The organism is Halomonas beimenensis, assembly GCF_002549795.1.
GTDB lineage: Bacteria > Pseudomonadota > Gammaproteobacteria > Pseudomonadales > Halomonadaceae > Halomonas > Halomonas beimenensis.
Genome location: NZ_CP021435.1, coordinates 1,016,965 through 1,038,054, shown reverse-complemented (window position 1 = coordinate 1,038,054; position 21,090 = coordinate 1,016,965). Strand labels below are relative to the sequence as shown.

Annotated in this window: 26 protein-coding genes; 8 read left to right on the top strand and 18 right to left on the bottom strand. The window is 70.2% G+C overall.

The genetic code is table 11. From position 1 onward, the window contains the following. Positions 1-51: 51 nt before the first annotated feature. The 9 genes from BEI_RS04895 to BEI_RS04855 form a co-directional block, all read right to left on the bottom strand. Positions 52-963, bottom strand: a complete 912-nt coding sequence (locus BEI_RS04895) for a 2-dehydro-3-deoxygalactonokinase (RefSeq protein WP_097788462.1) — start codon at positions 961-963, stop codon at positions 52-54. Further along, positions 960-1,616, bottom strand: a complete 657-nt coding sequence (locus BEI_RS04890; protein ID WP_097788461.1) for a 2-dehydro-3-deoxy-6-phosphogalactonate aldolase — start codon at positions 1,614-1,616, stop codon at positions 960-962. Before BEI_RS04890 ends, BEI_RS04895 begins: the two co-directional genes overlap by 4 nt. A gap of 4 nt (positions 1,617-1,620) precedes the next feature. Next, positions 1,621-2,769, bottom strand: coding sequence for a galactonate dehydratase (gene dgoD, locus BEI_RS04885; protein WP_097788460.1), 1,149 nt, complete (start codon positions 2,767-2,769; stop codon positions 1,621-1,623). A 52-nt stretch (positions 2,770-2,821) separates the two neighbouring features. Further along, positions 2,822-4,123, bottom strand: a complete 1,302-nt coding sequence (locus tag BEI_RS04880; RefSeq protein WP_097788459.1) for a TRAP transporter large permease — start codon at positions 4,121-4,123, stop codon at positions 2,822-2,824. Continuing rightward, on the bottom strand, positions 4,123-4,719 hold the full coding sequence (locus BEI_RS04875; RefSeq protein WP_097788458.1) for a TRAP transporter small permease subunit: 597 nt from the start codon (positions 4,717-4,719) through the stop codon (positions 4,123-4,125). The genes BEI_RS04880 and BEI_RS04875 overlap by 1 nt, the downstream gene beginning before the upstream one ends. A 57-nt stretch (positions 4,720-4,776) precedes the next feature. After that, positions 4,777-5,796, bottom strand: coding sequence for a TRAP transporter substrate-binding protein (locus tag BEI_RS04870; protein ID WP_097788457.1), 1,020 nt, complete (start codon positions 5,794-5,796; stop codon positions 4,777-4,779). Further along, complete coding sequence (locus tag BEI_RS04865) at positions 5,793-6,581, bottom strand: FadR/GntR family transcriptional regulator (RefSeq protein ID WP_097788456.1); 789 nt, start codon at positions 6,579-6,581, stop codon at positions 5,793-5,795. Before BEI_RS04865 ends, BEI_RS04870 begins: the two co-directional genes overlap by 4 nt. 199 nt (positions 6,582-6,780) lie before the next feature. Then, complete coding sequence (locus BEI_RS04860) at positions 6,781-7,389, bottom strand: TetR/AcrR family transcriptional regulator (RefSeq protein ID WP_097788455.1); 609 nt, start codon at positions 7,387-7,389, stop codon at positions 6,781-6,783. A gap of 50 nt (positions 7,390-7,439) precedes the next feature. Then, complete coding sequence (locus BEI_RS04855; protein WP_193765156.1) at positions 7,440-8,459, bottom strand: DMT family transporter; 1,020 nt, start codon at positions 8,457-8,459, stop codon at positions 7,440-7,442. Positions 8,460-8,599: 140 nt separating this feature from the next. On the opposite strand from BEI_RS04855, the gene BEI_RS04850 reads away from it, so the two are divergent. From BEI_RS04850 to BEI_RS04840, 3 genes are all read left to right on the top strand, one after another. Beyond that, the gene (locus tag BEI_RS04850; RefSeq protein ID WP_097788453.1) at positions 8,600-9,076 is read left to right on the top strand and encodes an Lrp/AsnC family transcriptional regulator; all 477 of its coding nucleotides are present in this window, start codon (positions 8,600-8,602) and stop codon (positions 9,074-9,076) included. Positions 9,077-9,306: 230 nt separating this feature from the next. Then, the gene (locus BEI_RS04845) at positions 9,307-10,212 is read left to right on the top strand and encodes a complex I NDUFA9 subunit family protein (protein WP_097788452.1); all 906 of its coding nucleotides are present in this window, start codon (positions 9,307-9,309) and stop codon (positions 10,210-10,212) included. A gap of 20 nt (positions 10,213-10,232) precedes the next feature. Next, a complete protein-coding gene (locus BEI_RS04840) occupies positions 10,233-11,222 on the top strand; it encodes a ribose-phosphate diphosphokinase (RefSeq protein ID WP_227644580.1) in 990 nt (329 codons plus the stop codon). Positions 11,223-11,234: 12 nt separating this feature from the next. Here BEI_RS04840 and BEI_RS04835 read toward each other — a convergent pair whose 3' ends face one another. Both BEI_RS04835 and BEI_RS04830 read right to left on the bottom strand, forming a co-directional pair. Continuing rightward, positions 11,235-12,287 (bottom strand): hypothetical protein, encoded by a 1,053-nt coding sequence (locus tag BEI_RS04835; protein WP_227644578.1) that lies wholly within the window; start codon positions 12,285-12,287, stop codon positions 11,235-11,237. A gap of 28 nt (positions 12,288-12,315) precedes the next feature. After that, positions 12,316-12,657 carry a zinc ribbon domain-containing protein YjdM gene (locus BEI_RS04830; RefSeq protein WP_097788451.1) on the bottom strand — a complete coding sequence of 114 codons (342 nt, stop codon included), beginning with the start codon at positions 12,655-12,657 and terminating at the stop codon, positions 12,316-12,318. Between the two features lie 132 nt (positions 12,658-12,789). Between BEI_RS04830 and BEI_RS04825 the strand changes: the two genes are divergently transcribed. Further along, entirely contained in the window at positions 12,790-12,993 is a 204-nt protein-coding gene (locus BEI_RS04825) for a YjfB family protein (protein WP_097788450.1), read from the top strand. Here the strand turns inward: BEI_RS04825 and BEI_RS04820 are convergent. After that, on the bottom strand, positions 12,984-13,325 hold the full coding sequence (locus tag BEI_RS04820; protein WP_227644576.1) for an antibiotic biosynthesis monooxygenase family protein: 342 nt from the start codon (positions 13,323-13,325) through the stop codon (positions 12,984-12,986). The two genes, BEI_RS04825 and BEI_RS04820, sit on opposite strands and share 10 nt — an antisense overlap. A 118-nt stretch (positions 13,326-13,443) precedes the next feature. Here BEI_RS04820 and BEI_RS04815 point away from each other — a divergent pair, with 118 nt between their 5' ends. Further along, the gene (locus BEI_RS04815) at positions 13,444-14,388 is read left to right on the top strand and encodes a 2-dehydropantoate 2-reductase (protein ID WP_097788449.1); all 945 of its coding nucleotides are present in this window, start codon (positions 13,444-13,446) and stop codon (positions 14,386-14,388) included. On the opposite strand, the gene BEI_RS04810 is transcribed toward BEI_RS04815, so the two are convergent. Together BEI_RS04810 and BEI_RS04805 are read right to left on the bottom strand one after the other, a co-directional pair. After that, a complete protein-coding gene (locus BEI_RS04810) occupies positions 14,385-15,497 on the bottom strand; it encodes a CapA family protein (RefSeq protein WP_097788448.1) in 1,113 nt (370 codons plus the stop codon). The genes BEI_RS04815 and BEI_RS04810 overlap by 4 nt on opposite strands. Further along, positions 15,497-15,934 carry a nucleoside deaminase gene (locus BEI_RS04805; RefSeq protein ID WP_097788447.1) on the bottom strand — a complete coding sequence of 146 codons (438 nt, stop codon included), beginning with the start codon at positions 15,932-15,934 and terminating at the stop codon, positions 15,497-15,499. The genes BEI_RS04810 and BEI_RS04805 overlap by 1 nt, the downstream gene beginning before the upstream one ends. A gap of 193 nt (positions 15,935-16,127) precedes the next feature. On the opposite strand from BEI_RS04805, the gene BEI_RS04800 reads away from it, so the two are divergent. Continuing rightward, positions 16,128-17,234: a histone deacetylase family protein gene (locus BEI_RS04800; protein ID WP_097788446.1), complete on the top strand. Its 1,107-nt coding sequence runs from the start codon at positions 16,128-16,130 to the stop codon at positions 17,232-17,234. Here the strand turns inward: BEI_RS04800 and BEI_RS04795 are convergent. Continuing rightward, positions 17,231-17,989: a VIT1/CCC1 transporter family protein gene (locus BEI_RS04795; RefSeq protein WP_227644574.1), complete on the bottom strand. Its 759-nt coding sequence runs from the start codon at positions 17,987-17,989 to the stop codon at positions 17,231-17,233. The genes BEI_RS04800 and BEI_RS04795 overlap by 4 nt on opposite strands. Positions 17,990-18,130: 141 nt before the next feature. Between BEI_RS04795 and BEI_RS04790 the strand changes: the two genes are divergently transcribed. Next, positions 18,131-18,718: an NADPH-dependent FMN reductase gene (locus BEI_RS04790; protein ID WP_097788445.1), complete on the top strand. Its 588-nt coding sequence runs from the start codon at positions 18,131-18,133 to the stop codon at positions 18,716-18,718. Between the two features lie 38 nt (positions 18,719-18,756). Here BEI_RS04790 and BEI_RS04785 read toward each other — a convergent pair whose 3' ends face one another. Next, positions 18,757-19,089 carry a DUF2798 domain-containing protein gene (locus BEI_RS04785; protein WP_097788444.1) on the bottom strand — a complete coding sequence of 111 codons (333 nt, stop codon included), beginning with the start codon at positions 19,087-19,089 and terminating at the stop codon, positions 18,757-18,759. A gap of 133 nt (positions 19,090-19,222) precedes the next feature. Between BEI_RS04785 and BEI_RS04780 the strand changes: the two genes are divergently transcribed. Further along, positions 19,223-20,149 carry a LysR family transcriptional regulator gene (locus BEI_RS04780; RefSeq protein ID WP_097788443.1) on the top strand — a complete coding sequence of 309 codons (927 nt, stop codon included), beginning with the start codon at positions 19,223-19,225 and terminating at the stop codon, positions 20,147-20,149. Here the strand turns inward: BEI_RS04780 and BEI_RS04775 are convergent. Continuing rightward, entirely contained in the window at positions 20,146-20,550 is a 405-nt protein-coding gene (locus tag BEI_RS04775) for an MAPEG family protein (RefSeq protein WP_097788442.1), read from the bottom strand. The genes BEI_RS04780 and BEI_RS04775 overlap by 4 nt on opposite strands. Before the next feature lie 47 nt (positions 20,551-20,597). Beyond that, positions 20,598-20,960: a thiol-disulfide oxidoreductase DCC family protein gene (locus BEI_RS04770; protein WP_097788441.1), complete on the bottom strand. Its 363-nt coding sequence runs from the start codon at positions 20,958-20,960 to the stop codon at positions 20,598-20,600. Positions 20,961-21,090 lie beyond the last annotated feature (130 nt).

Here is a 21,090-nt window from a genome sequence, read left to right as displayed (position 1 = left end):
TTTACGTCTCGTTGGGGCCATGACTCCCCGCGTCATGACGGCCCCTTCCTCCTACGGCTTCCTCCCTGTCTCGTGACGTTCGGCGAGCGCCACGATGCCGGCGAGGGTCGCGCGATCGCTGTCCACCTCGATCACCGGCACCTCATGAGCCTCCAGGGCCAGGCGATACAGGGTATTCAGCGACGGGCTCCCCACCAGGATGACCTCGTCCTCGTCCCGGCCGAGCCGAGCGAGCACTTCCGAGCCGATCAGCACCCCCGAGAGGAAGCCCGCCACCGACTCGGCGCCGAGTCCGCCATGCAGGTGCCGGCTGCGTGCCTCGAACAGGGCATGCAGCAGCCCCGCCGGGTGGCGGGCCGCGGCCAGGCCCTGCCGGAAGCCCCCCTCGTCGATTCCCTCCCGGCCCCGCGACGGCTCGCCGACCAGGGTGTGATAGCGCACCGCGTGGTAGAGCTCGCCGGTCATCATGGTGGTGAAACCGACCAGGCGCCCCCGTGCCAGCCGCGCCCACTTGCTGTGGGTGCCGGGCAGGCAGCAGACAGCCCGGGTGGTCCCCTGCAGCGCCAGGGCGCCGAACGCCTGGATCTCCTCGCCTCGCATCACGTCCAGGTGGTCGTCGCCGAGCGTCTTGAGGCCGGGCACGATCCAGGCCTGGTCCAGTCCCGGGGCCGGCACCAGCTGCCCGGCGAGGTCCTCGAGGCCGGCGGGAGTCTCGAGCTGGGGCGCCTCGCACCAGCCCCGCGCCGAGCCGACCATGCCGGCGAGATACACCGGTACCCGGCCGCCGTCCCGCCAGTCCCTGAGCTGGGCCGCGCAGTAGTGCGGAAACTCGTCGGCCGACAGCGCCCGCAGCCCGGCCTCCGACCGGCGGCTGTCCAGGCACTCGCCGGTCTTCCGATCCACGAGGAAGGCCCGGAAGTTGCTGGTGCCCCAGTCCACGGCGATCAGTCGATGTCCCGTCATGCGCCCCCCTCCCCCTGCAACCGGTCCCACTCGGCGACGAGCTGGCGCGCGACGCGCCCGACCTCGTCGGCGGACCGGCCGGGGCGGTAGAGGTTGCCGCCGAACCCGAAGCCGTCGATGCCCGCGGCGTGCCACTCGGCCATGTTGGCCCGCTCGATGCCTCCCACCGCGAGCACCGGGATCCGGGGCGGCAGGATGGCGCGGATGTCCCGAAAGTAGCCGGTCCCGAGCCGGGCGGCCGGGAACAGCTTGAGACCCCGCGCCCCGGCGCGGGCCGCCGCGAGCGCCTCGGAGGGTGTCATGCAGCCGATCAGCGGGACCAGGTCATGGGCCCGACCGGCGGCGATGACCTCGGGATCCGTGTTCGGGGTGACCAGCAGCGGGGTGCGCCGCTCGGCCAGGCGGGCGGCGTCCGCCGGCTCGAGGACCGTGCCGGCACCCACCAGGACGCCCGCCGGGCAGCGGGCCGCGGCGCGCTCGATGCTGGTCCAGGGCTCGGGGGAGTTGAGCGGGATCTCGATCAGCCGGAATCCCGCCGCCACCAGGGCATCGACGACGGGCGCGACCTCGTCGGGGGTGATGCCGCGCAGGATGGCCACCAGCGGCCGGGTCGCCAGGATCTCGTCGAGGAGCCTCTCTTGGGCGTCGTTCATGGCATCACCACTCCGCCACCGAGCCGTCCTCATGGGTCCACACCGGGTTGCGCCAGCGATGGCCCACCCGGGCCCGCTCCTCGACGAAGTGCTCGTCGATCTCGACTCCCAGGCCCGGTCCCTCGGGGATGGCACAGAAGCCGTCCTCGATGGCCAGCGCGGACTTGTCCACCAGGTAGTCGAGGACGTCGTTGTCGCGGTTGTAGTGGATGCCCATGCTCTGTTCCTGGATGAAGGCATTGTGGCTCACCGCATCGACCTGGAGGGACGCCGCCAGGGTCAGCGGCCCCAGCGGGCAGTGGGGCGCCAGCGCCACGTCATGGCAGGCGGCCAGGGAGGCGATCTTGAGTCCCTCGCTGATCCCCCCGCAGTGGGAGAGGTCCGGCTGGACGATGTCGACCATGCCGTCGGCGAGCAGGTCACGGAACGCGAAGCGGGTGTGCAGCCGCTCGCCGGTGGCCAGGGGATAGCCCAGGCCGCCCGCGATATGCGGAAGGCTGGGCAGGTGCTCCGGCGCGACCGGCTCCTCGACGAACATCGGGTGGAAGGGCTCCAGCTCGCGCAACAGTGCCTTGGCCATGGGCCGGTGCACCCGGCCATGGAAGTCGATGGCGATGCCCACGTCCGGCCCCACGGCCTCCCGGGCCTCGGCCACCCGGGCCACGGCCTCGTCGATCTTGCGATGACTGTCGACGATGGCCATTTCGGGGGTGCCGTTCATCTTGAAGGCGGTGAAGCCCTGCTCGACTAGCGCCCGGGCCCCGGACGCCACCTCGCTCGGCCGGTCGCCACCGGTCCAGGCGTACATGCGCATCCGGTCACGTACCCGGCCGCCCAGCAGCTGGTGGACCGGTACGCCCAGGTCGCGCCCCTTGAGGTCCCAGAGCGCCTGGTCGATGCCGGCGATGGCGCTCATGAGGACGGGACCGCCGCGATAGAAACCGCCGCGGTAGAGGACGTTCCACAGGTGCTCGATACGGTGCGGGTCCTGGCCGACCAGGTAGTCGGCGAGCTCGTGAACCGCCGCCTCCACCGTGGCCGCCCGGCCCTCCACCACCGGCTCCCCCCAGCCGTAGGCGCCCTCGTCGGTCTCGATCTTGAGGAACAGCCAGCGGGGCGGCACCTGCCAGGTCTTCAATCGGGTAATCTTCACGTGTCACCTCTCGGGAATCGGGGAAGCGGCGCCGGCCCGGGCCGGCACCGGGTCAGACCAGCCACATGGCCAGGTCGGGCCAGAACAGCAGGGCGAAGAGCACGCACAGCTGCAGGGCGATGAACGGCAACAGCGAGACGAAGATGTCCTTGAGGCTGACGCTCGCCGGGGCGACGCCCTTGAGGTAGAAGGCCGCCGGGCCGAAGGGCGGCGAGAGGAAGGACACCTGCATGTTCACCGCGAAGAGGATGCCGAACCAGATCGGGCTGTAGCCGAGCTGCTCGACGATGGGCACGAAGATCGGCAGGGTCAGCATGGCCACGCCGATCCAGTCCAGGAACATGCCCAGCACCAGCAGGATGGCCATCATCACCAGGATGATCACGATGGGCGCCACCTCCAGGTCCATGATCATCCCCGAGATGAAGCGGTTGCCGCCCATCAGGTTGTAGACCCCCACCAGCGCCGCGGCGCCGATGCCGATCCAGATGATCATGCCGCAGGTGGTCAGCGTCTGGCCCAGGCTCTCGTGCAGGGTCTTCAGGGAGAACTCGCCACGGGCGACCACCGCCAGCAACACGCCGAACACGCCCATGGCCGCCGCCTCGGTCACCGAGGCCACGCCGCCGTAGATCGAGCCCAGCACCATCACCGCGATCAGCCCGGGTACGATGACCGCCTTGAGCGCCTGCCAGCGGTTGGCGAAGCCCTCGGTGCGATCGGCCTCGGTCATCGGCGGGCCCATCTCGGGGTTGCGCAGGCAGCGCACCAGCACGTAGCCGATGTAGGAGAGCATCAGGATCACCGCCGGGGTGATGGCCGCGGTGAACAGGTCGGCGATCGACTCCGAGGCGATCAGGCCGTAGATGATCAGCACGATGGACGGCGGCATCATGGTGCCGAGCGCCCCGCCGGCGCAGACCACGCCGATCGACAGGTGCTTGTCGTAGCCCAGGCGCAGCATCTGGGGCAGCGCCAGGATGCCGAGCAGCACGATCTCGCCGCCGATGATCCCGGACAGGGCAGCCAGGAAGAAGGCCACCACGACGGTCTGCACCGCCACGCCGCCGGGCAGGCGGCCGGCGAAGACCCGCATGGCGTTGAACAGGTCCCGGGCGATCCCCGATCGGTCGAGCAGCGAGGCCATCAGCACGAACATCGGTACCGCTACCAGGGAGTACTCGGTGACGAAGCCGTATACGCGGCTGGTGACCAGCGGCAGGGCATTGGGGCCGAACCAGCCGAAGGTGAAGGCCAGCGCCACCAGGCCGGTGATGAAGGCCAGCGGCAGGCCGGTGACCAGCAGGGCGAAGATCAGCCCCACCAGCAACATGGTTCCGTGGGCGATATCCATCAGGCGACGTCCTCCACGTCGGCGGGGGCTGGCGCGGGCTTGCCGCGCAGCGACTGGATCAGATGCAGCAGGGCCTGGACGCACATGATGGCCAGCGCCAGCAGGATCATGCCCTTCACCAGGGCCGGGAACGGCGGGTTCCAGGCGGTGCCGGAGCGCTCCAGCTGCCACTCGCCCAGGGGATTGTGGGTGGCCCCCCAGAACATCACGTAGCCGGCATAGCTCATCCCCAGGCAGAAGCCGAAGGTGACCAGGTCGTTGAAGCGGTCGAGCCACAGCCTGGCCCGGGGGCCGACGCTGTCGTAGAGCACCCGCACCCGGATGTGGCGGTTGCAGGCCAGCGTCGCGGGACCTCCCAGGGAGAAGCTCACCGCCACCAGCATCACCACGGTCTCGTGGACCCAGGAGGTGGGGGAGCCGAAGGCATAGCGCATGATGACCTCGAAGACGCTGATCGCCATGGCGACGAAGACCAGCCAGGCGGCCACCCGCCCGCCGGCCATGACGCCGCGATCGAAGGCATTGCGCACCGGATCGGCCGGTCTCGCCTCATCGGCGGCCGCGCCGCGATCGGGGCGAGAAGACGCTTGAGTCATGGGACTACCTCGAGACAGGCGGACGGGCCATGTCCCCATGGCCCGCCCGGATGGGGCTTACAGCAGGTTGTGGTTTTCCAGGTAGGCGACGACGGAGTCGTAGAACTCGGCGGTGATCTCGTTCTTCTCCGCCCACTCGGCCCATTCCTGCTTGGCGATGTTGCGGAACCTGGTGCGTTCCTCGGCCGGCAGGTCGATGATCTCGATGTCCGGATCCTGGCGGGCCTCGCGCACCGCCTCCAGGTCGCGGGTCTTGAGCTCGGCGACCATCTCGTAGGCCAGGTCGTCCACCGAGGTCTCGAGGATCGCCTGCAGGTCCGCCGGCAGGCCGTCCCAGATCTCCTTGTTCAGCGAGACGGAGACCATCGGCAGGGAGTGGAAGCCGGGATAGAGCGGATAGGGGGCGAACTCATGAAGGCCCTGAGCCTGGTTGGTGGCGAACACCGTGTAGTCCGCGGCGTCGATAACGCCCTTCTCGAGGCCGGTGTAGACCTCGGAGCCCGGCAGGTTGACCGGGGTGGCGCCGGCGGCCTCGAAGATGTTGTAGACCATGCCCTCGGGGGCGCGCAGCTTGAGGCCCTGCATGTCCTCGACGGAACGGATCGGCTTGGTGGAGGGCAGCGACTCCAGGCCGGTGGCGGCGGCGCCGATCAGATGCAGGCCATAGGGCTCGACGAGCTCGTTGTAGAGCGCCTCGCCGCCGGCGTTGTTCATGTAGTCGAGGAAGTCGTAGGGATCGCTCCAGGCCCCCACCAGGTTGCCGATCATGCCGAAGGCCGGGTCCTGGCCGGTGAAGTAGCTGGGATCGGTGAGATGCCCCTGGAGGATGCCGGACTGGACGGCCTGCAGGGTCTGGTTGGCCTGGACGACGGCGCCCACCGGCAGGATCTCGATGTGGATCCGACCGTCGGACATGCGCTCCACGTTCTCCGCCCAGGCCTTCTTCATCTCGAACTGGGGCTCGCCCGCGGTCTCGGAGGTCTGGAAGGTCCATTCGTAGTCCGCGGCCTGGGCGTTGACGGCCAGAGCGCCGAGGACGGCGGCGGTGAGGGTCTTGAGTGGCATGCGTGCGTTCATGTGGCTTCCTTATCGCGGTTTGTTGTTGAGGCGTCGAGAGTGGGTAGCGCGGAGATCAGGCCTTCGAGGCCGAGATCCCGGCCGGTGCGTTCCAGCACCCTGAGGGCCGCCGCGGCGGCCTCTTCCGGCTGACGCAGGCGGATCGCCTCCATCACCCGGCGATGGCGCTCCATGCTGTCGTGAAGCTCGTGGGCGCTCTGGTTGGACGTCTCCACCAGCAGCGCGATGGCGGGCTTGAGCACATGGCTGATCTGCGCCCAGACCAGGTTGTGCGAGGCGCTGAAGATGGCCTCGTGGAAGGCCACGTCGTGCTCGTTGTGGGACTTCCCCTGCCAGTGCAGGTCGTCCTGTTCCAGGGCGCGGATCATGCCTTCGTAGGCGGACTCGATGGCCAGCAGGTCCGCCGCGGTGGCGTGCTCCGCCGCCAGCCGGGCGACGAAGGGCTCCACGGCGACGCGAAAGGCGAAGATCTCCCGCTGGATGCGCGGGTTGGGCTGGGCGAAGCGGGCCATCCAGCCGCTGACCCTGGGATCGAGGAGGTGCCATTCCTGCAACGCCCTGACCCGGGTGCCCTGCCCCGAGATGCGGGTCAGCAGGCCCGCCGCCACCAGGGTCTGCAGCGCGCTGCGCACGGTACTGCGACTGACGCCGAAGCGTTCGCAGAGATCCAGCTCCTTGGGCACGAAGTCCCCCGGCGAATACTCCCCGCTGAAGATGGCCTCGGCGAGGACGTCGGCGATATCGGGACGCGCCGTGCGGCGGTCGGTGTCGGTGGATCGAGACATGGTCGGCTTCCGGAATGTGGCGGCCCTTGTCGGACTCTATGTCATCTATGTCGGACATAGGGTCGAATAAAATCCGACTTAACGCCTTTAGACTTTCGTCTCGCGACTGCGTCGCTGTGGAAGCCTCCATGACGGCCGGGGCGCCGCCATATTGCGCCGACCGGGGGGGAGCCCCGCTATCTCTCCGGAGCGAGGACGCTCACTCGTCCCAATTCAGCCATCGGGAGAGCCGCTTCAGGCGTCGATGCAGGAAGTGCCGCGTGTCATGCTGATCCGGGCTGGTGTCGTGTTCCCAGACCCTCAGGGTGGCGAGGAAGAGCGCCGTCAGGACGACCTCCTCCCGTCGGGCGCGACGACTGCCGTAGGGGGCCTCGAGACGGGCGGCCTGGCGCCACCACTGGATGAGGCGCGACAGCTCGACGATCATCGGGATCCAGGTATGGGGGTGCGGTGGATGCGCCTTGGTGCGCAGCATCTGGGCGGTGATCGTGCGGTGGGGGGCCAGGGCGTCGAACCAGCCCAGCAGGCAATGCGCCAGGCGATCGCGGGTCGGCCAGTCGGCGAAACCGCCGGGCGGGTCGGCGAGCATGGCCGCCAATCCCCGAAGGAACCAGGCATCGGCCACGGCATCGAGGTCGCGATAGTGGACCAGCAGGCGGCTGGCGGGGACGCCCAGCCGAGCCGCCACCTCGGTGAGCCTCACCGCCTCCCAGCCCCGCTCCTCGGCGATGATCAGGGCGGTCTCGAGGATGGCCCCGGCGAGATCCGGGGTCGCCTCGGGGCCGGCGTGCACGGGAATCATGGCCATGATGCTCCCTCCGATACTCGGTCATGTCGCCGCCGGGGTTCCGGAGGCCCCTATCTCAGGATAGACCCCGACTCGGGCCTCTCCCCCCTTCCCTCCATGGCCATTCGGGAAGCGGCGGCCCGGCGAGCCTGATCGCGCCTGGGCTCGGTGGCGCGCTCCGGCCAGCCACTGGCGGCGACGACGCCCAGGGTCACCAGGGCGAGTCCCATCAGGGTGGCCGGCGTGACCGTCTCGTCGAGCCATCCCCACGCCAGCAGGGTGGCGCACACCGGTGTCAGGGAACCCAGCGCCGAGGCCGCCTCGGCACCCAGGCCACGGACGGCCAGCCCGACCATCAGGCCGGAACCGAGGCCCACCAGCAGCCCCTGCACCACCAGCTGGGGCAGCCAGGCCGCCACGGGCAACCCCGGCAGGGTCGTCTCGCCCAGGCCCGCCAGCAGGTAGAGCCCCGCGGCCAGGCCGTTGGGCACCGTGACCACGGCGGTGGCTTCCAGGGGCGACAGGCCGCTCTGACGCACGCTAAGGGTGAAGATCGCCCACATCAGGCTGGCCCAGAGGAACATCAGCTGCCCCAACCCCAGGGCGGCACTCTCCCGCCAGCCGCTCCACAGCAGCCCGACCACGCCGACCAGGATCGTCGCGAGGCCCCAGCGTCGCCAGCGACCCAGCGGCTGGCCGAACACCGCCACCGCGATGCCGGTGACGAACAGGGGCGCCGTTCCCGGAATCAGGGTGCTGCCCTGGGCCACCGGCGCCCAGGCCATGCCCACCACACCGAGCAGGAAGAAGGGGATGCCGGCGCCGAACACCATCCCCGCCAGCCATAGCGGATGCACGCGACGAATCGCCGCCCGGCGACGCACCAGCAGCGGCAGCAGCAGCAGTCCGGGCACGCTGTAGCGGAACAGTGTCAGGTCGAGGCGCCCCAGGGGCGACAGGGCGCCCTGGCGCAGCGACAGGAAATAGACCGACCAGATCAGGACGGCGGTCAGGGCGGCGGCGACGCCGCCCAGACGGCGCAGGCGACCGGCTGGCAGCGGGACAACGTGAAGCGGGTTCGAGGCGGACATGGCGGCGCTTGGGGTCGGGGGATGGATGACCATTGTCCGTCATCATGATGGGGTATTGCCGGCAAAGAGCCGTCCCGGGATGCTGGATATTGGCTATCCATGCCAAGATATGTCCACAATATGCCGATTCGAGCCATTTCATGCCCGACACCCGTCTCGACCGTATCGACCGCCGCCTGCTCGACGCCCTCCAACGGGACGCGCGGCTGACCACCGCCCAGCTCGCCGAGCGGGTCGGGCTCTCCCCCTCGCCCTGCGCCCGACGCATCCGCCGGCTCGAGCAGGAGGGGTGGATCACCGGCTACCGAGCCAGGCTGGATCGACAGCGCCTGGGGCTGGGCATCACCATCTTCGTGCAGGTGCGGCTCAGCCAGCACCAGGACACCCTGGTGGAAGAGTTCGAGGCCGCGGTCCGCGAGATGCCGGAGGTCATCAACTGCCATACGGTGTCCGGCGGCTTCGACTATCTCCTGCAGGTGGCGGCCCAGAACCTGCCGGCCTACGAGGGCTGGGTTCGCCGCCTGCAGAAGCTGCCCATGGTCAATACCGTGGACAGCAGCTTCGCGATCCGCGCGGTGAAGGAGGACGGCCCCCTGTCGCTGGTCGGTACCGCCTAGGGCAGCCACCGACCGCCGGGGCCGCTTTTCGCGAGGGCCTCGGGCGAGGCAGGATCAACGGCCGCAGGCCTCTCCCATCCGCGTCCGGGCCCTCAAGGCCCGCCAGTCACGACAGGCCGGCCATCGGGCGATCTCGCGAGGCTCCCAACGTGAGGTCGACGACGTTTGCGGCCCGGGGCCAGTCAGGCACAATCGGCGATGACCTTGGGCAACCCGACAGGATCATCGACATGCCGGATCGACCCGTCACAGTCTTCGGCGGCACCGGCTTCCTCGGCGCCACCCTGGTGCGCGAGCTGGTGGAAGCCGGACGCCCGGTACGGCTGGTCGCCCGACGACCGGCACGGCCGCCCTGGGCCGAAGACACGGACCCTCTGGAGCTGGTCGCCGCCGACATCCGCCATGACGACGAGGTGGCCAGGGCGCTGGAGGGCGCCGGGGCGGTCGTCAACGCGGTCAGCCTGTACGTCCAGACCCGCCGGCTGAGCTTCGAGGCCATCCACGTGGAAGGCGCCGGCCGGCTGGCTCGGCTGGCCCGGGAGGCGGGCATCACCCGGCTGGTGCAGATCTCGGGCATCGGCGCCGACAGCGGCTCCCCGTCGGCCTATGTGCGAGCCCGGGCCCGGGGCGAGTCGGCGGTACTCGAGGCGCTGCCCAAGGCCATCATCGTCCGGCCCAGCGTGCTGTTCGGCCCCCATGACGCCTTCCTCGGCACCCTGGCGAAGCTCACCCGGCTGCCGGCGATCCCGCTGTTCGGCCACGGCGAGACCCTGCTGCAGCCGGTCCATGTGGTGGACGTGGCCCGGGCCCTGGTCCACCTGACCACCGGGACGGCGCCCCGCCGCCGGCTCTTCGAGCTCGGCGGCGGCGACGTGTTGCGCTACCGGGAGATCCTCGAGCTGGTGATGGCCCAGTTGCACCGGGACCGCCCCCTGGTGCCGGTGCCCTTCCTCGCCTGGCGGGCCCTGGCCCTGCTGGCCTCGCCGCTGCCGTCCCCGCCGCTGACCCGAGACCAGGTCATCCTGATGGAGCACGACAACCGGGTCGGCGAGGGGGTGGGCACCTTCGCCGACCTGGGCCTGACGCCCCGCTCCCTGCGCGAAGGCCTGCCGGACAGCCTGCCCGCCGACGGCTGAAGACACCGACGGGAGCGGCTATGCTGCAAGGCATGAAACTCTTCACGCTAGAGGCCAGCCGCGCCTTCGGCGAGAAGGTGGCCGCCGAGCTGGGCATCACGCTGGCCGCCCACGAGGAGCGCGACTTCGAGGACGGCGAGCACAAGGCGCGTCCGCTGGAGAGCGTGCGCGGCGAGGATGTCTACGTCCTGCAGAGCCTCAACGGCGAGCCCGGCCAGGGCCCCAACGACAGGCTGTGCCGCCTGCTGTTCTTCCTGGGCGCCGTGCGCGAGGCGGGCGCCGGGCGGGTCACCGCGGTGATGCCCTACCTGGCCTACGCCCGCAAGGATCGCCGCACCAAGACCCGCGACCCGGTGACCTCCCGCTATCTGGCCATGCTGCTGGAGACCATGGGTGTCGATGCGGTCATGTCCCTCGAGGTCCACAATCCCGCCGCCTTCCAGAACGCCTTTCGCTGCCGGGCCTACCACCTGGACACCTACCGGCTGTTCGCCGAGCGCATCCTTCCCCACTGCGGGGACGCCCCCCTGGTGGTGGCCTCCCCCGATCCGGGCGGCGTCAAGCGGGCTCAGGGCTTCCGGGAACTGCTCGAGGCCCGGGCGGGACGGGAGATCGGGGCCGCCTACATGGAGAAACGCCGCAGCGAGGGAAAGGTCAGCGGCACCCTGCTCGCCTGCGAGGTCGACGGCGCCACCGTGCTGGTCATGGATGACCTGATCAGCTCGGGGGGCACCCTGCTGCGTGCCGCGGAGGCCTGCCTGGACCGCGGGGCCCGGCGCGTCTTCGGCCTGGCGGCCCACGGCCTCTTCGTCGGAGACGCCGAGCGGGTGATCGCCGACCCGCGGCTGTCGAAGGTGCTGGTCACCGACAGCCTGCCGCCGAGCCGGCTGCCTCCCCGGGTCGTCGAGCGCCACCTGGAGGTGGTCGGCGCCGCGCCGCTCTTCGCCGAGGCCATCCGCCGCCTCCATGAGAACGGCTCGCTTACCGAGCTGCTCGGCGAGCCGGCCTGAGCCGGACGCGGATCAGTCCGGCATCGCCCGTCGGGCGGCCGGCTCCGCCAGGGCCAGGTAGTCCCGGGCCAGCGGCTCCCAGGTCTCGGGATCCCGGGGATCGGGTTCCAGCAGGTGGGAGAGCGCCAGCCGCGCCCGGAGGCAGGCGCGATAGGCGCGATAGAAGGCCAGCACTCGCGGATCGGGGCTATCCCCCAGCCGTCGGCCGACCCGCCGCCGCAGGCGCTCCCCGATCCAGGCGGCCCCGAGCCGCTCGCATTCCAGCGCCAGCAGGCTCAGCTCGTCGAAGGGATCCACCAGGCGAAGGAAGCGATTGAACTCCAGACAATCGATGACCACGGGCGGTTCGACCAGGCAGACATGCTCGGGACGCAGATCCCCATGCCCTTCCCTGATGTGGCCCTCCCGGGCGCGCCGGCCGAGACGCTCGGAGTCCTCGTCCAGCAGGCGATCCAGGCGATCCAGCACCGCCGTCACCCTGTCCCCGGGCATCGCGAAGCGGCGGTCGGTCATGACCTCCCGGTTCTTCGCCTGCTCCCGGACGAAGTGGGCGACATAGGCCTCGGGCGGCAGATCCTCGGCGACGAGCCCCGCGTAGAAGCGCCCCAGCAGGTCGGCGAGCGCATCGATCCGGTCCGGGGCGACGTCGCCCCGGGTCACGGCCGCGTCCAGCAGGCAATCCTCGGGCAGGCGGCGCATCACCACCAGCCAGTCGACGATCCCCTCGTGACGCGACAGCGCCAGCGCCCCCTCGGCATCTCGGCCCAGGGGCTCGACCCCGAGGTAGACGTCGGGGGCCAGGCGGCGGTTGAGCCGCACCTCCTCGCGGCACAGGAACTCCCGGGAGGCCAGCCGGTGACAGTCGCGGTGACGGTACTCGACCGGCTTCTTGAGCTTGTAGACGCGCTCTCCCACCAGGAAGACGAAGGCCATGTGGGTTTCCTTGACCTCCACGTCCCCGTCGAAGTCGGGGTAGGCCTGGGGCCGGGAGAGGTGCGCGACCTTGTCGTCCAGCGGCACCGTCCCGCTCCCGTCGTCGACACCCTCGCGTCTCGGCTTGGCCATCGCGTACCTCCGGTGTGGCGCTGGAGCCTCACGCCTTCTTGACGAACTCCGACTTCAGCTTCATCGCTCCGATGCCATCGATACGGCAATCGATGTCGTGGTCGCCGTCGACCAGGCGGATGTTCTTGACCTTGGTGCCCACCTTGACCACCGAGGAAGAGCCCTTGATCTTGAGGTCCTTGATGACGGTGACGGTGTCACCGTCGGCCAGGGGGTTGCCGTTGGCGTCACGGATCATCGGCGCGTCCTCGTCGTTGCCGGCGGACGCCTCCTTCGACCACTCATGGCCGCATTCGGGACAGACGAACTGCAGGCCGTCATCGTAGGTGAATCCGGAGGCGCATTCGGGGCACTGGGGCATATCACTCATGGTAGGGGACCTGTGGCGGGTTAGGGAGCGGGCAAGCCTACACCCTCGGGCCCGAGGGCTCCACCGCGGGCTTCCCGCCCCTCGGGGAAGCTGCTAGGGTGACATCCACGTTCCCTTCTTGAGGAGATGACGATGGACACTTCCGTCAACAACGTGGTCGCCCAGTCCCGGGTGCTGGAGCAGTTCCAGACCGCCCAGCAGGCCCAGATGCAGGTCTTCAAGGAGGCCCTGGACACCCAGCAGCAGCAGGTCACCGCCCTGGTGGAATCGGCCTCCGCCGAGCCCCAGCTGGCGCAGGACGGCAGCCTCGGCACCCGGCTCAACACCTACGCCTGACCGTCGAAGCCGTACTCGCGCTCCACTCGTGCAATCCTCACCCGGTAGCGCGAGTACCAGGCCTCCCGCCCCAACCGCTGGGCCTCCTGGTGCTCCATCTGGGCCTTCCAGCGGCGGATCGCCTCGAGGTCCGACCAGTAGGACACCGTGATCCCCAGGGCCTCGCGGGCCGACTCCACCCCCAGGAATCCCGGCTGCTCGGCGGCCAGCTCCAGCATACGCGCCGCCGTGGCCGCATAGCCGGCGTCGACCTCGCTGCGTTGCGAGGAAAAGATCACGACGTAGTAGGGGGGCGTCGGGGTATCGGCGAGCATCGCGGCCTCCAGGGACATCGGCTGGGTCCGATTGAACCCCGCCACCGCCTCCCGCGCAAGGCGACGGTCGCCGGAAGGCCGGCACCGCGTTATGCTCGGGGGCCTTCCCTCACCCCGGAAAGCGGAGAGAGCGACGATGCGACTGGCGATCATGGGCAGCGGCGGCGTGGGCGGCTATTTCGGCGCCCGCCTGGCACAGGCCGGCGAGGACGTGACCTTCATCGCTCGAGGCGAGCACCTGAACGCGATGCGCCGCGGTGGCCTGCACGTCTCGAGCCCCCAGGGCGACCTGGACCTGGCGCCGGTCACGGTGACCGACGACCCCGCCGAGGTGGGCACGGTCGATGCCGTGATCGTGGCGGTCAAGGCCTGGCAGGTCCCGGCCGCGGCCGAGGCCATCCGCCCCATGGTCGGCCCCGACACCCTGGTGCTGCCGCTGGAGAACGGCGTGGAGGCGACCGACCATCTCGCCGAGGCGCTCGGGGAGGCGCCGGTCCTGAACGGCCTGTGCGGCATCCTCGCCTGGCGCGAGGCCCCGGGACGGATCCGCCACGCCGGCGTCGACCCCTTCGTGCGCTTCGGCACCCGGCTGCCGGGCCAGCGCGCCGCGGCCGAGCGGCTCAAGGCGGCCTTCGACCGCGCCCCGGGGGTCGAGGCCGAGATGCCCGAGGACATCGAGGCGGCGGTGTGGAGCAAGTTCCTGTTCATCTGCGCCATGAGCGGGATCGGCAGCCTGACCAGGGCGCCGCTCGGGGTGACCCGGCGCCTCCCGGAGACCCGCCGGCTCACCGAGCAGATCCTGATCGAGATCGAGGCGGTGGCCCGAGCGAGGGGGGTCGACCTGCCGCCGGACGCCGTGGAGCGCGCCCTGGCCTTCATCGACGCCTTGCCCGCCGAGAGCACCGCGTCCATGCAACGAGACATCATGGCGGGCCGCCCCTCGGAGCTGGAGGCCCAGAACGGCGCCGTGGTCCGGCTGGGCCGGGAGGCCGGGGTCGCCACCCCGGTGAATGCCATGATCCATGCCGCCCTGCTGCCCCAGGAGAATGCCGCCCGCGGCCTGGAGGCCGGCACCGACTAGTCCTGCCAGTCCAGTACCAGCCGCCCGCTGTCATCGAGCCGCACCCGGCTGCCCAGAGGGCGGCTCTCACGGTCGAGCACTCGGCACAGCCAGCGGGCGGCCTCGGCGTCGGCCCGCTCGAGGCGGAATCGACGCATTCGCATGGGGACCATCGTCAGCGATCGCAGCCGGCCGTCGGCTCGATCCAGTACGGGGAAGTACAGCAGCGTCAGCTCGCCCCGGTAGGTCTCGTGACCACCGATCCCCTCGTAGTCGTTGAGCAGGTCGCCACAGCCGTAGAGGATCAGCCTGCCGCGATGGACCTCGATGCCGAGCGGGTGGTGGGCGGAATGTCCCCAGACCAGGTCCACGCCGGCATCGTCGATCAGCCGATGGGCAAAGGCGCGATGCTGGGCGGGAAGCGCATAGCCCCAGTTGCCGCCCCAGTGCAGGGAGACCACGGCCAGCTCCCCGGGCGGCCGCCGCCGGACGAGACGCGCGACCTCGCGCACCCCGGCATCGCCCGGGCGACGCAGCAGGTTCACCCCGGGCCGGGAGGAGGTGGCTTCCCAGCGCTCCGGCACGCCGCTGCTCGGCAGCCCCAGGGCCAGGAGACGAACCCGTCCCCCCGGCGACGGCAGGCTGAGCGGCGCGCTGGCCTCGTCCCGATCGCGCCCGGCCCCGACATGCCGCAGCCCCGCGGCCTCCAGGGCCTCGAGGGTCTCCAGCAACCCGGCGACGCCCCAGTCCAGCACGTGATTGTTGGCCAGCACGCAGGCCTCCACCCCGGCGGCCGTCAACACCGGCAGGTTGTCGGGATGCATCCGGTAGTGGATGCCCTTGGGCTCCGCGTCCTCGCTGACGGTGACCGCCGTCTCCAGGTTGATCAGTCGCAGGTCCGGGGCTAGCTCGTCCAGAACGGCCAGGGCCTCGCCCCAGACGTAGGAGAAGTCCACCGGGTAAGGGATGGGCCCGTTGACCGACTCGGCCAGGCGAACATACCCCAGGGCCGAGTCCATGTAGCCCTCGTGCAGACGGGGATCGCCCGGATGGGGCAGGATCTGGTCGATGCCGCGGCCGGTCATCACGTCCCCGGCCAGCCACAGGCAGACGTCGGACCGGGTCGCCATCAGTCGCCGATATCCTCGTGCCAGAGAGCGGGGGAGTCGGCGATGAAGCCTTCCATCAGGGCGATGCACTCCGGGTCCTGGAGCACCTCCACCTCGACGCCCCGCTCGCGCAGCAGGGCCTCCTCACCCCGCATCGAGCGAGTCTCGCCGATCACCACCCGGGGAATGCGGTAGAGCAGGATGGCCCCGCTGCACATGGCGCAGGGCGTCAGGGTGGTATAGAGGGTCGACTCCCGGTAGATCTCCGGGGGCTGACGCCCGGCATTCTCCAGCGCATCCAGGGCCCCGTGCAGGATCGCGCTGCCGAGCTGCACCCGCTGGTTGTGGCCTGAGCCGAGGATCACCCCGCGATGCACCAACACCGCCCCGACGGGCACGCCGCCTTCCGCCAGGCTTTCCCGCGCCGCCTTCAACGCCGCCTTCATGAAGTGCTCCATGCCGCCCACTCCTCGGGTGTTCTCTCGACAGCCTATGCCCCCGGCCCCGGCGACCGCCAGCCCCGGGTCACCTCCACCGCGGCCGATCGCGGTCCGACAGCGTCGTCGCCCCACGCCAACAGCCCCGTCTCGTCAGCGGCTATGCTGTAGCCAGCAGCCTTCCCTGCCGCCCTGCCGACCGGGAGTCGATACCATGACCGACCAGCCCCGCGTGATCGCCTTCTACGACGAGCGGATGCTTGCCCATCAGCCGGACATCGAGGTGCCCTTCCTGCCCAACCGCATGGATCGCCGCATCCGCCAACTGCTCGCCGGCCTCGGTACCCCCTGGAAGTATCCCGAGCACCCCGCCCGGCTGACGGCGATCCGGCAATTGCTGGAACGCGAGCCGATCGACGGCGTCCGCTTCGAAGCCGGCCGGCAAGCGACCCACGAGCAGCTCGCCCGGGTCCATACCGCCTCCTACCTGCGCGACCTATTCAGCCTGGAAGGCGCCAATGCCTGGCTGGACGTGGACACCACCGCCGTTTCCCCGGGCAGCATCGAGGCCGCTCGCGTCGCGGCGGGCACGTCCATCGCCGCCGTCGAGGCGGTGGTCTCGGGCCGGGCCGACAGCGCCTTCGCCCTGGTGCGCCCGCCGGGCCGTCACGCCGAGCCGGTGCGCGCCCGGGGGTTCTGCCTGTTCAACAATGCGGCGGTGGCCGCCGCCCATGCCCAGGCGGCCCTGGGCTGCCGGCGGGTGTTGATCGTCGATTGGGATGCCCATCACGGCAATGGCACCCAGCAGATCTTCTGGGCCTCCCCGGACGTGATGTTCTTCGACATCCACCGGGCCTCGCCCTTCTATCCGGGATCGGGCCAGCTGGAGGAGATCGGCGCCGGTCTCGGCGAGGGCACCACCGTCAACGTGCCGGTCCCGGGCGGGACCGGCGACGAGGCCTACCTGACGGCCTTCCGCGAGATCCTGGTGCCCGCGGCGGAGTGGTTCCGGCCCGACCTGATCCTGGTCTCGGCGGGATTCGACCCCCACTGGCATGACCTCGCCCTCAACGTCTCCTACGAGGGGTTCGGGGCGCTGACCGGCATCCTCCAGGACCTCGCCGCCCGCCTCTGCGGCGGAAGACTGGCCTTCGTGCTCGAGGGCGGCTACAACCTGGAATCCCTCTCGCGGGGCGCGCACAGCGTGCTCTCGGTGCTGGCCGGCGCGACGCCTCCCGAACCGGGAAGCTGCGGCATGGCCGAGGTCAAGGCCGCGGCGGCCTTCCATCGCGATGCCTTCATGGAACCGGGAGAGAGCTAGACCGCCACGCCGAACAGCGTCTGCGCCAGGTAGCCGGTGAGGAAGGCCAGGCCGGCGGCCGCGCCCCCCATCAGCAGGGTACGCAGCCCCGACTGCCAGACCGACCGGTGGTATACCAGGCTCTTGAGCATGCCGATCAACAGGAACATCATCGCGGCGATCGCCAGGCTCGCCAGGAACTGGTGCAGGGGAGCCAGCCCGGGGACGGCATACGGCAGCAGCGGCATGGCCCCCACCACCAGGAAGGCCAGGAAGGTCACCCAGGCCGAGCGCCAGGGGCTCAGGGCGCCCCGCTGCAGGCCATGCTCCTCGGTGAGCATCGTCTCCACCCAGACTTCCCGGTTGCGGCTGATGGTTTCCACCACCTGCTCCAGGAGCTCGCCGGCCAGCCCCTTGCGGGCGTAGATCTGACGGATTTCCTCGCGTTCCCCCTCGGGCACCAGGTCGATGTGTTCGTGCTCCCGCTCCCGGGCTCGTTCGACGTGCTCCCGTTGGGCCTGAACCGCCTCGTAGTTGCTGATCGCCATGCTGAAGCCGTCGGCCAGCAGGTTGGCGAAGCCCAGGACCAGCGCGACCCGGGACGAAAAGCCGGCGCCGAAGGCCCCGGAGACCACCGCGAAGGTGGTCACGCAGCCGTCGATGCCCCCGAGGATGGCATCCGGCATGCTCTCGGGCGGCGCCGGGTGTTCCAGGCGTTGCCGGATGGCCTCGGGCCGGTGATGTTCCCTGAGTTCCTCGCGCTTGCTGCGGGTCACGTCGACCTCCTCAGGCGGAGCCGCGGAATCCTCCGTCTCGTTCACTATGGTGCCCGATGCCGCCCTCGGCCAGCGAGGCTTGAGCCGTGGCCACCATTGCCGCGATCATCATGGCCACCACCGATCCACAAGGAGAGTTCCATGACCGACCGCCAGCCCCCTCGCATCCTGGTCTTCGCCGGCAGCGCCCGGAAGGCATCCTTCAACAAGCGCCTGGCCCGCCTGGCCGCGGCGCGGCTCGAGGCCCAGGGCGGCCACCCGACCTTCATCGACCTGGCCGACTATCCCCTGCCGCTCTATGACGGCGACCTGGAGGCCGAGCAGGGCCTGCCCGACAACGTCCTGGCCTTGCGTTCGTTGCTGGCCGAGCACCAGGGACTGATGATCGCCTCGCCGGAATACAACGGCTTCATCACGCCGCTGCTCAAGAACACCATCGACTGGCTCACCCGCCCCCATGAAGGGGAAAGCGGACTCGCCCTCTTCCAGGGCCGCCTGGCCGCGGTGGTCTCCGCCTCCCCGGGCGGTCTCGGGGGGATCCGCAGCCTGGCGCTGATTCGTCAGCTGCTGGGCAACATCGGCGTGACGGTGCTGCCGGATCAGCTTGCCGTGGCCAGGGCGGGAGACGCCTTCGAGGACGATGGTCGGCTGGCCGGCGACGCCTACCGGGACAAGCTGGATGCCATCTGCCGGCGCCTGGTGGACGACCTGGCACGCCTGCACGGCTGAACCGGGCGAGGCGATGGCCCGACATCCGCCGGCCCGGACTAACGGGCTTCCTGCTCCGAAGGTCCGGCCGGCCTCGCGTCCTCCGAGCGGGCCGTCTCGGCCACCGTGAGCCGAACCAGGCGGGTCACCAGGGGCCGAATCAGCAGCACCCCGAGGAAGGCCACCGGCATGGCGCGGACATAGGCCTTGGCCACCGTCTCGAGGTAATGGGGCCCCCAGCCCCCCGTCACCGCCGTGATCACCAGGCACATCAGCAGGGTCATCAGCGCCGACATGTAGAAGGCGAAGACGACGGGCGCCCAGCGCGGAGGCAGCCCCCGGCGGCGCCGAGGGGCCGAATGCGAGGACCGGGACGAGGCAGGGGGCGACATGGGGCGTCTCCTTGTCGAGGGTTCAGGAACGACGCCAGGCTACCCTCGACCGACCTCTCCCGGTAGCGGCTGGCGCCTTGAATAACTATTAAGCAATAATTACGAATCCTTGCAGCAATTCATCGAGATCTCCATGGACACCCTCCGTGCCATCGACAGCTTCGTGAAAGCGGTGGAAGCCGGCAGCATCGCCGGGGGCGCCAAACGCCTGGGGATCAGCGCCGCCGCCGCCAGCCAGGGCATCGCGCGACTGGAGGCCTCGCTGGGCGTCCGACTGCTGACCCGCACCACTCGCAGCATGAGCCTGACCGACAGCGGGACCGTCTACTACGAGCACGTCCGGCACATCGCCCAGGACATCGAGCGGGCCCATGGCGCCATCGCCGCCCTCCAGGCGGAACCCCGGGGCCGGTTGCGGGTGGCCTCCACCGCCACCTTCGGCCGCCATGTCCTGGCGCCGCTGATGCCCGGCTTCAACGCCCGCTATCGCCAGCTGTCGCTGGAGCTCATCACCACCGACCGCAGCGTCGACCATATCCGGGAGACCGTGGATGTCAGCATCCGCTTCACGCCCCAGCTCGAGGAGGGGCTGGTCGCCCGGCGCATCGCCTCCATCCCCTTCCTCCTCTGTGCGGCCCCGTCCTACCTGGAACGGGCCGGGCATCCCCTGGGGCCGGAGGACCTGGCCCGGCATGACTGCCTCGCCTTTCGCTTCCCCAAGGACGGGCGCTTCATGACCTGGGGCTTCCTCCGCGACGGGGTCCGCTTCGAACCCGAGATCCGGCCGGCCATGATCAGCGACGACATCGACGTGCTGGCACAGATGGCCGTCCAGGGCGGCGGCATCACCCGCCTGGCGGCCTTCATCGCCCGGCCTCACATCGACGAGGGCCGGCTGGTGCCGCTGTTCGTCGAGGAAGGCGACACCCGGGTCCACGCCGTCTCGGAGCCCATGGACATCTACCTGTGCGTGAGCGAGCGCCACGACCTCACGCCCAAGGTGCGCGCCTTCATGGACTACCTCGTCGAGCGGCTGCCGGCGGCGTGGCGACCGCGCTAGCCACCCGGGCCGGTGATGAACGCCTGCCAGACGATGTACAGACAGGCCGCCATCCCCAGCCCGTAGACGCCGGATCGCCACCAGGCCAGGTTGGCGGCATAGACCACCGGATGGACCAGCCGGCAGGCCAGGAATAGCCAGGCCGCGGCATCGAGGCGAGCCGGGTCCGTCCCGGCTCCCACGGCGATGATGCATACCGCGGCGAATACCGCCAACGACTCCCAGGCATTGGCCTGGGCGGCGTTCACCCTGGCCCCGAGACCGGTCAGGCGGGCCTGCTGAGCCCGCGGATGGTGGTTGTCCAGGTGACCGAACTGGCGCACGCGAAGGATCGCGCCCACCCAGGCCAGCAGGATCGGCAGCAGGGAGACGAGGAACAGCACCAGGAGGAGGACGGGCATGGGGCGGGCGATCCCTGCACTGGGGGAAACGGAACCGGCGGCCGGCCTCAGAGACGCCCCTGCCGGGCCAGGCGACGCCTCACCCAGCGACGATACCATCCGGCCAGCGCCGGCTTGAGAACCGGCAGGCCGATCACCCAGGCCAGCGGCCGCAGCAGGGGCACGCGCCGCATCAGCAGGATATAGGCGTCCAGCCCATCATGAAGCTCACCGCCCTCGTCCTCCACGTGAAGCGACAAGAGGGCATCCCGGGGCTCGATGCCCCGCTCACGGAGGCGATCCGCATGGCGCGTGACATCGATCCATTCCACCGCTTCGCGACCGGCCAGGCGCTCGTAGCGCCGGCGCTCCCGGCGACAGACGGGGCAGGCGGCATCGTAATAGACCTTCAGGGTCGGCGGATCGCTCATGGGACCTCTCGCGGGCAACCGGCTGAAGGCAGCATAGCAGGCCCGTCGCGGCGAGCGTCACCCGGGGGCGAGACGGCCGGTGGCGCCTCCATGCACCATACTGACGACAAGAGGCCGTCACGGGAGCCAC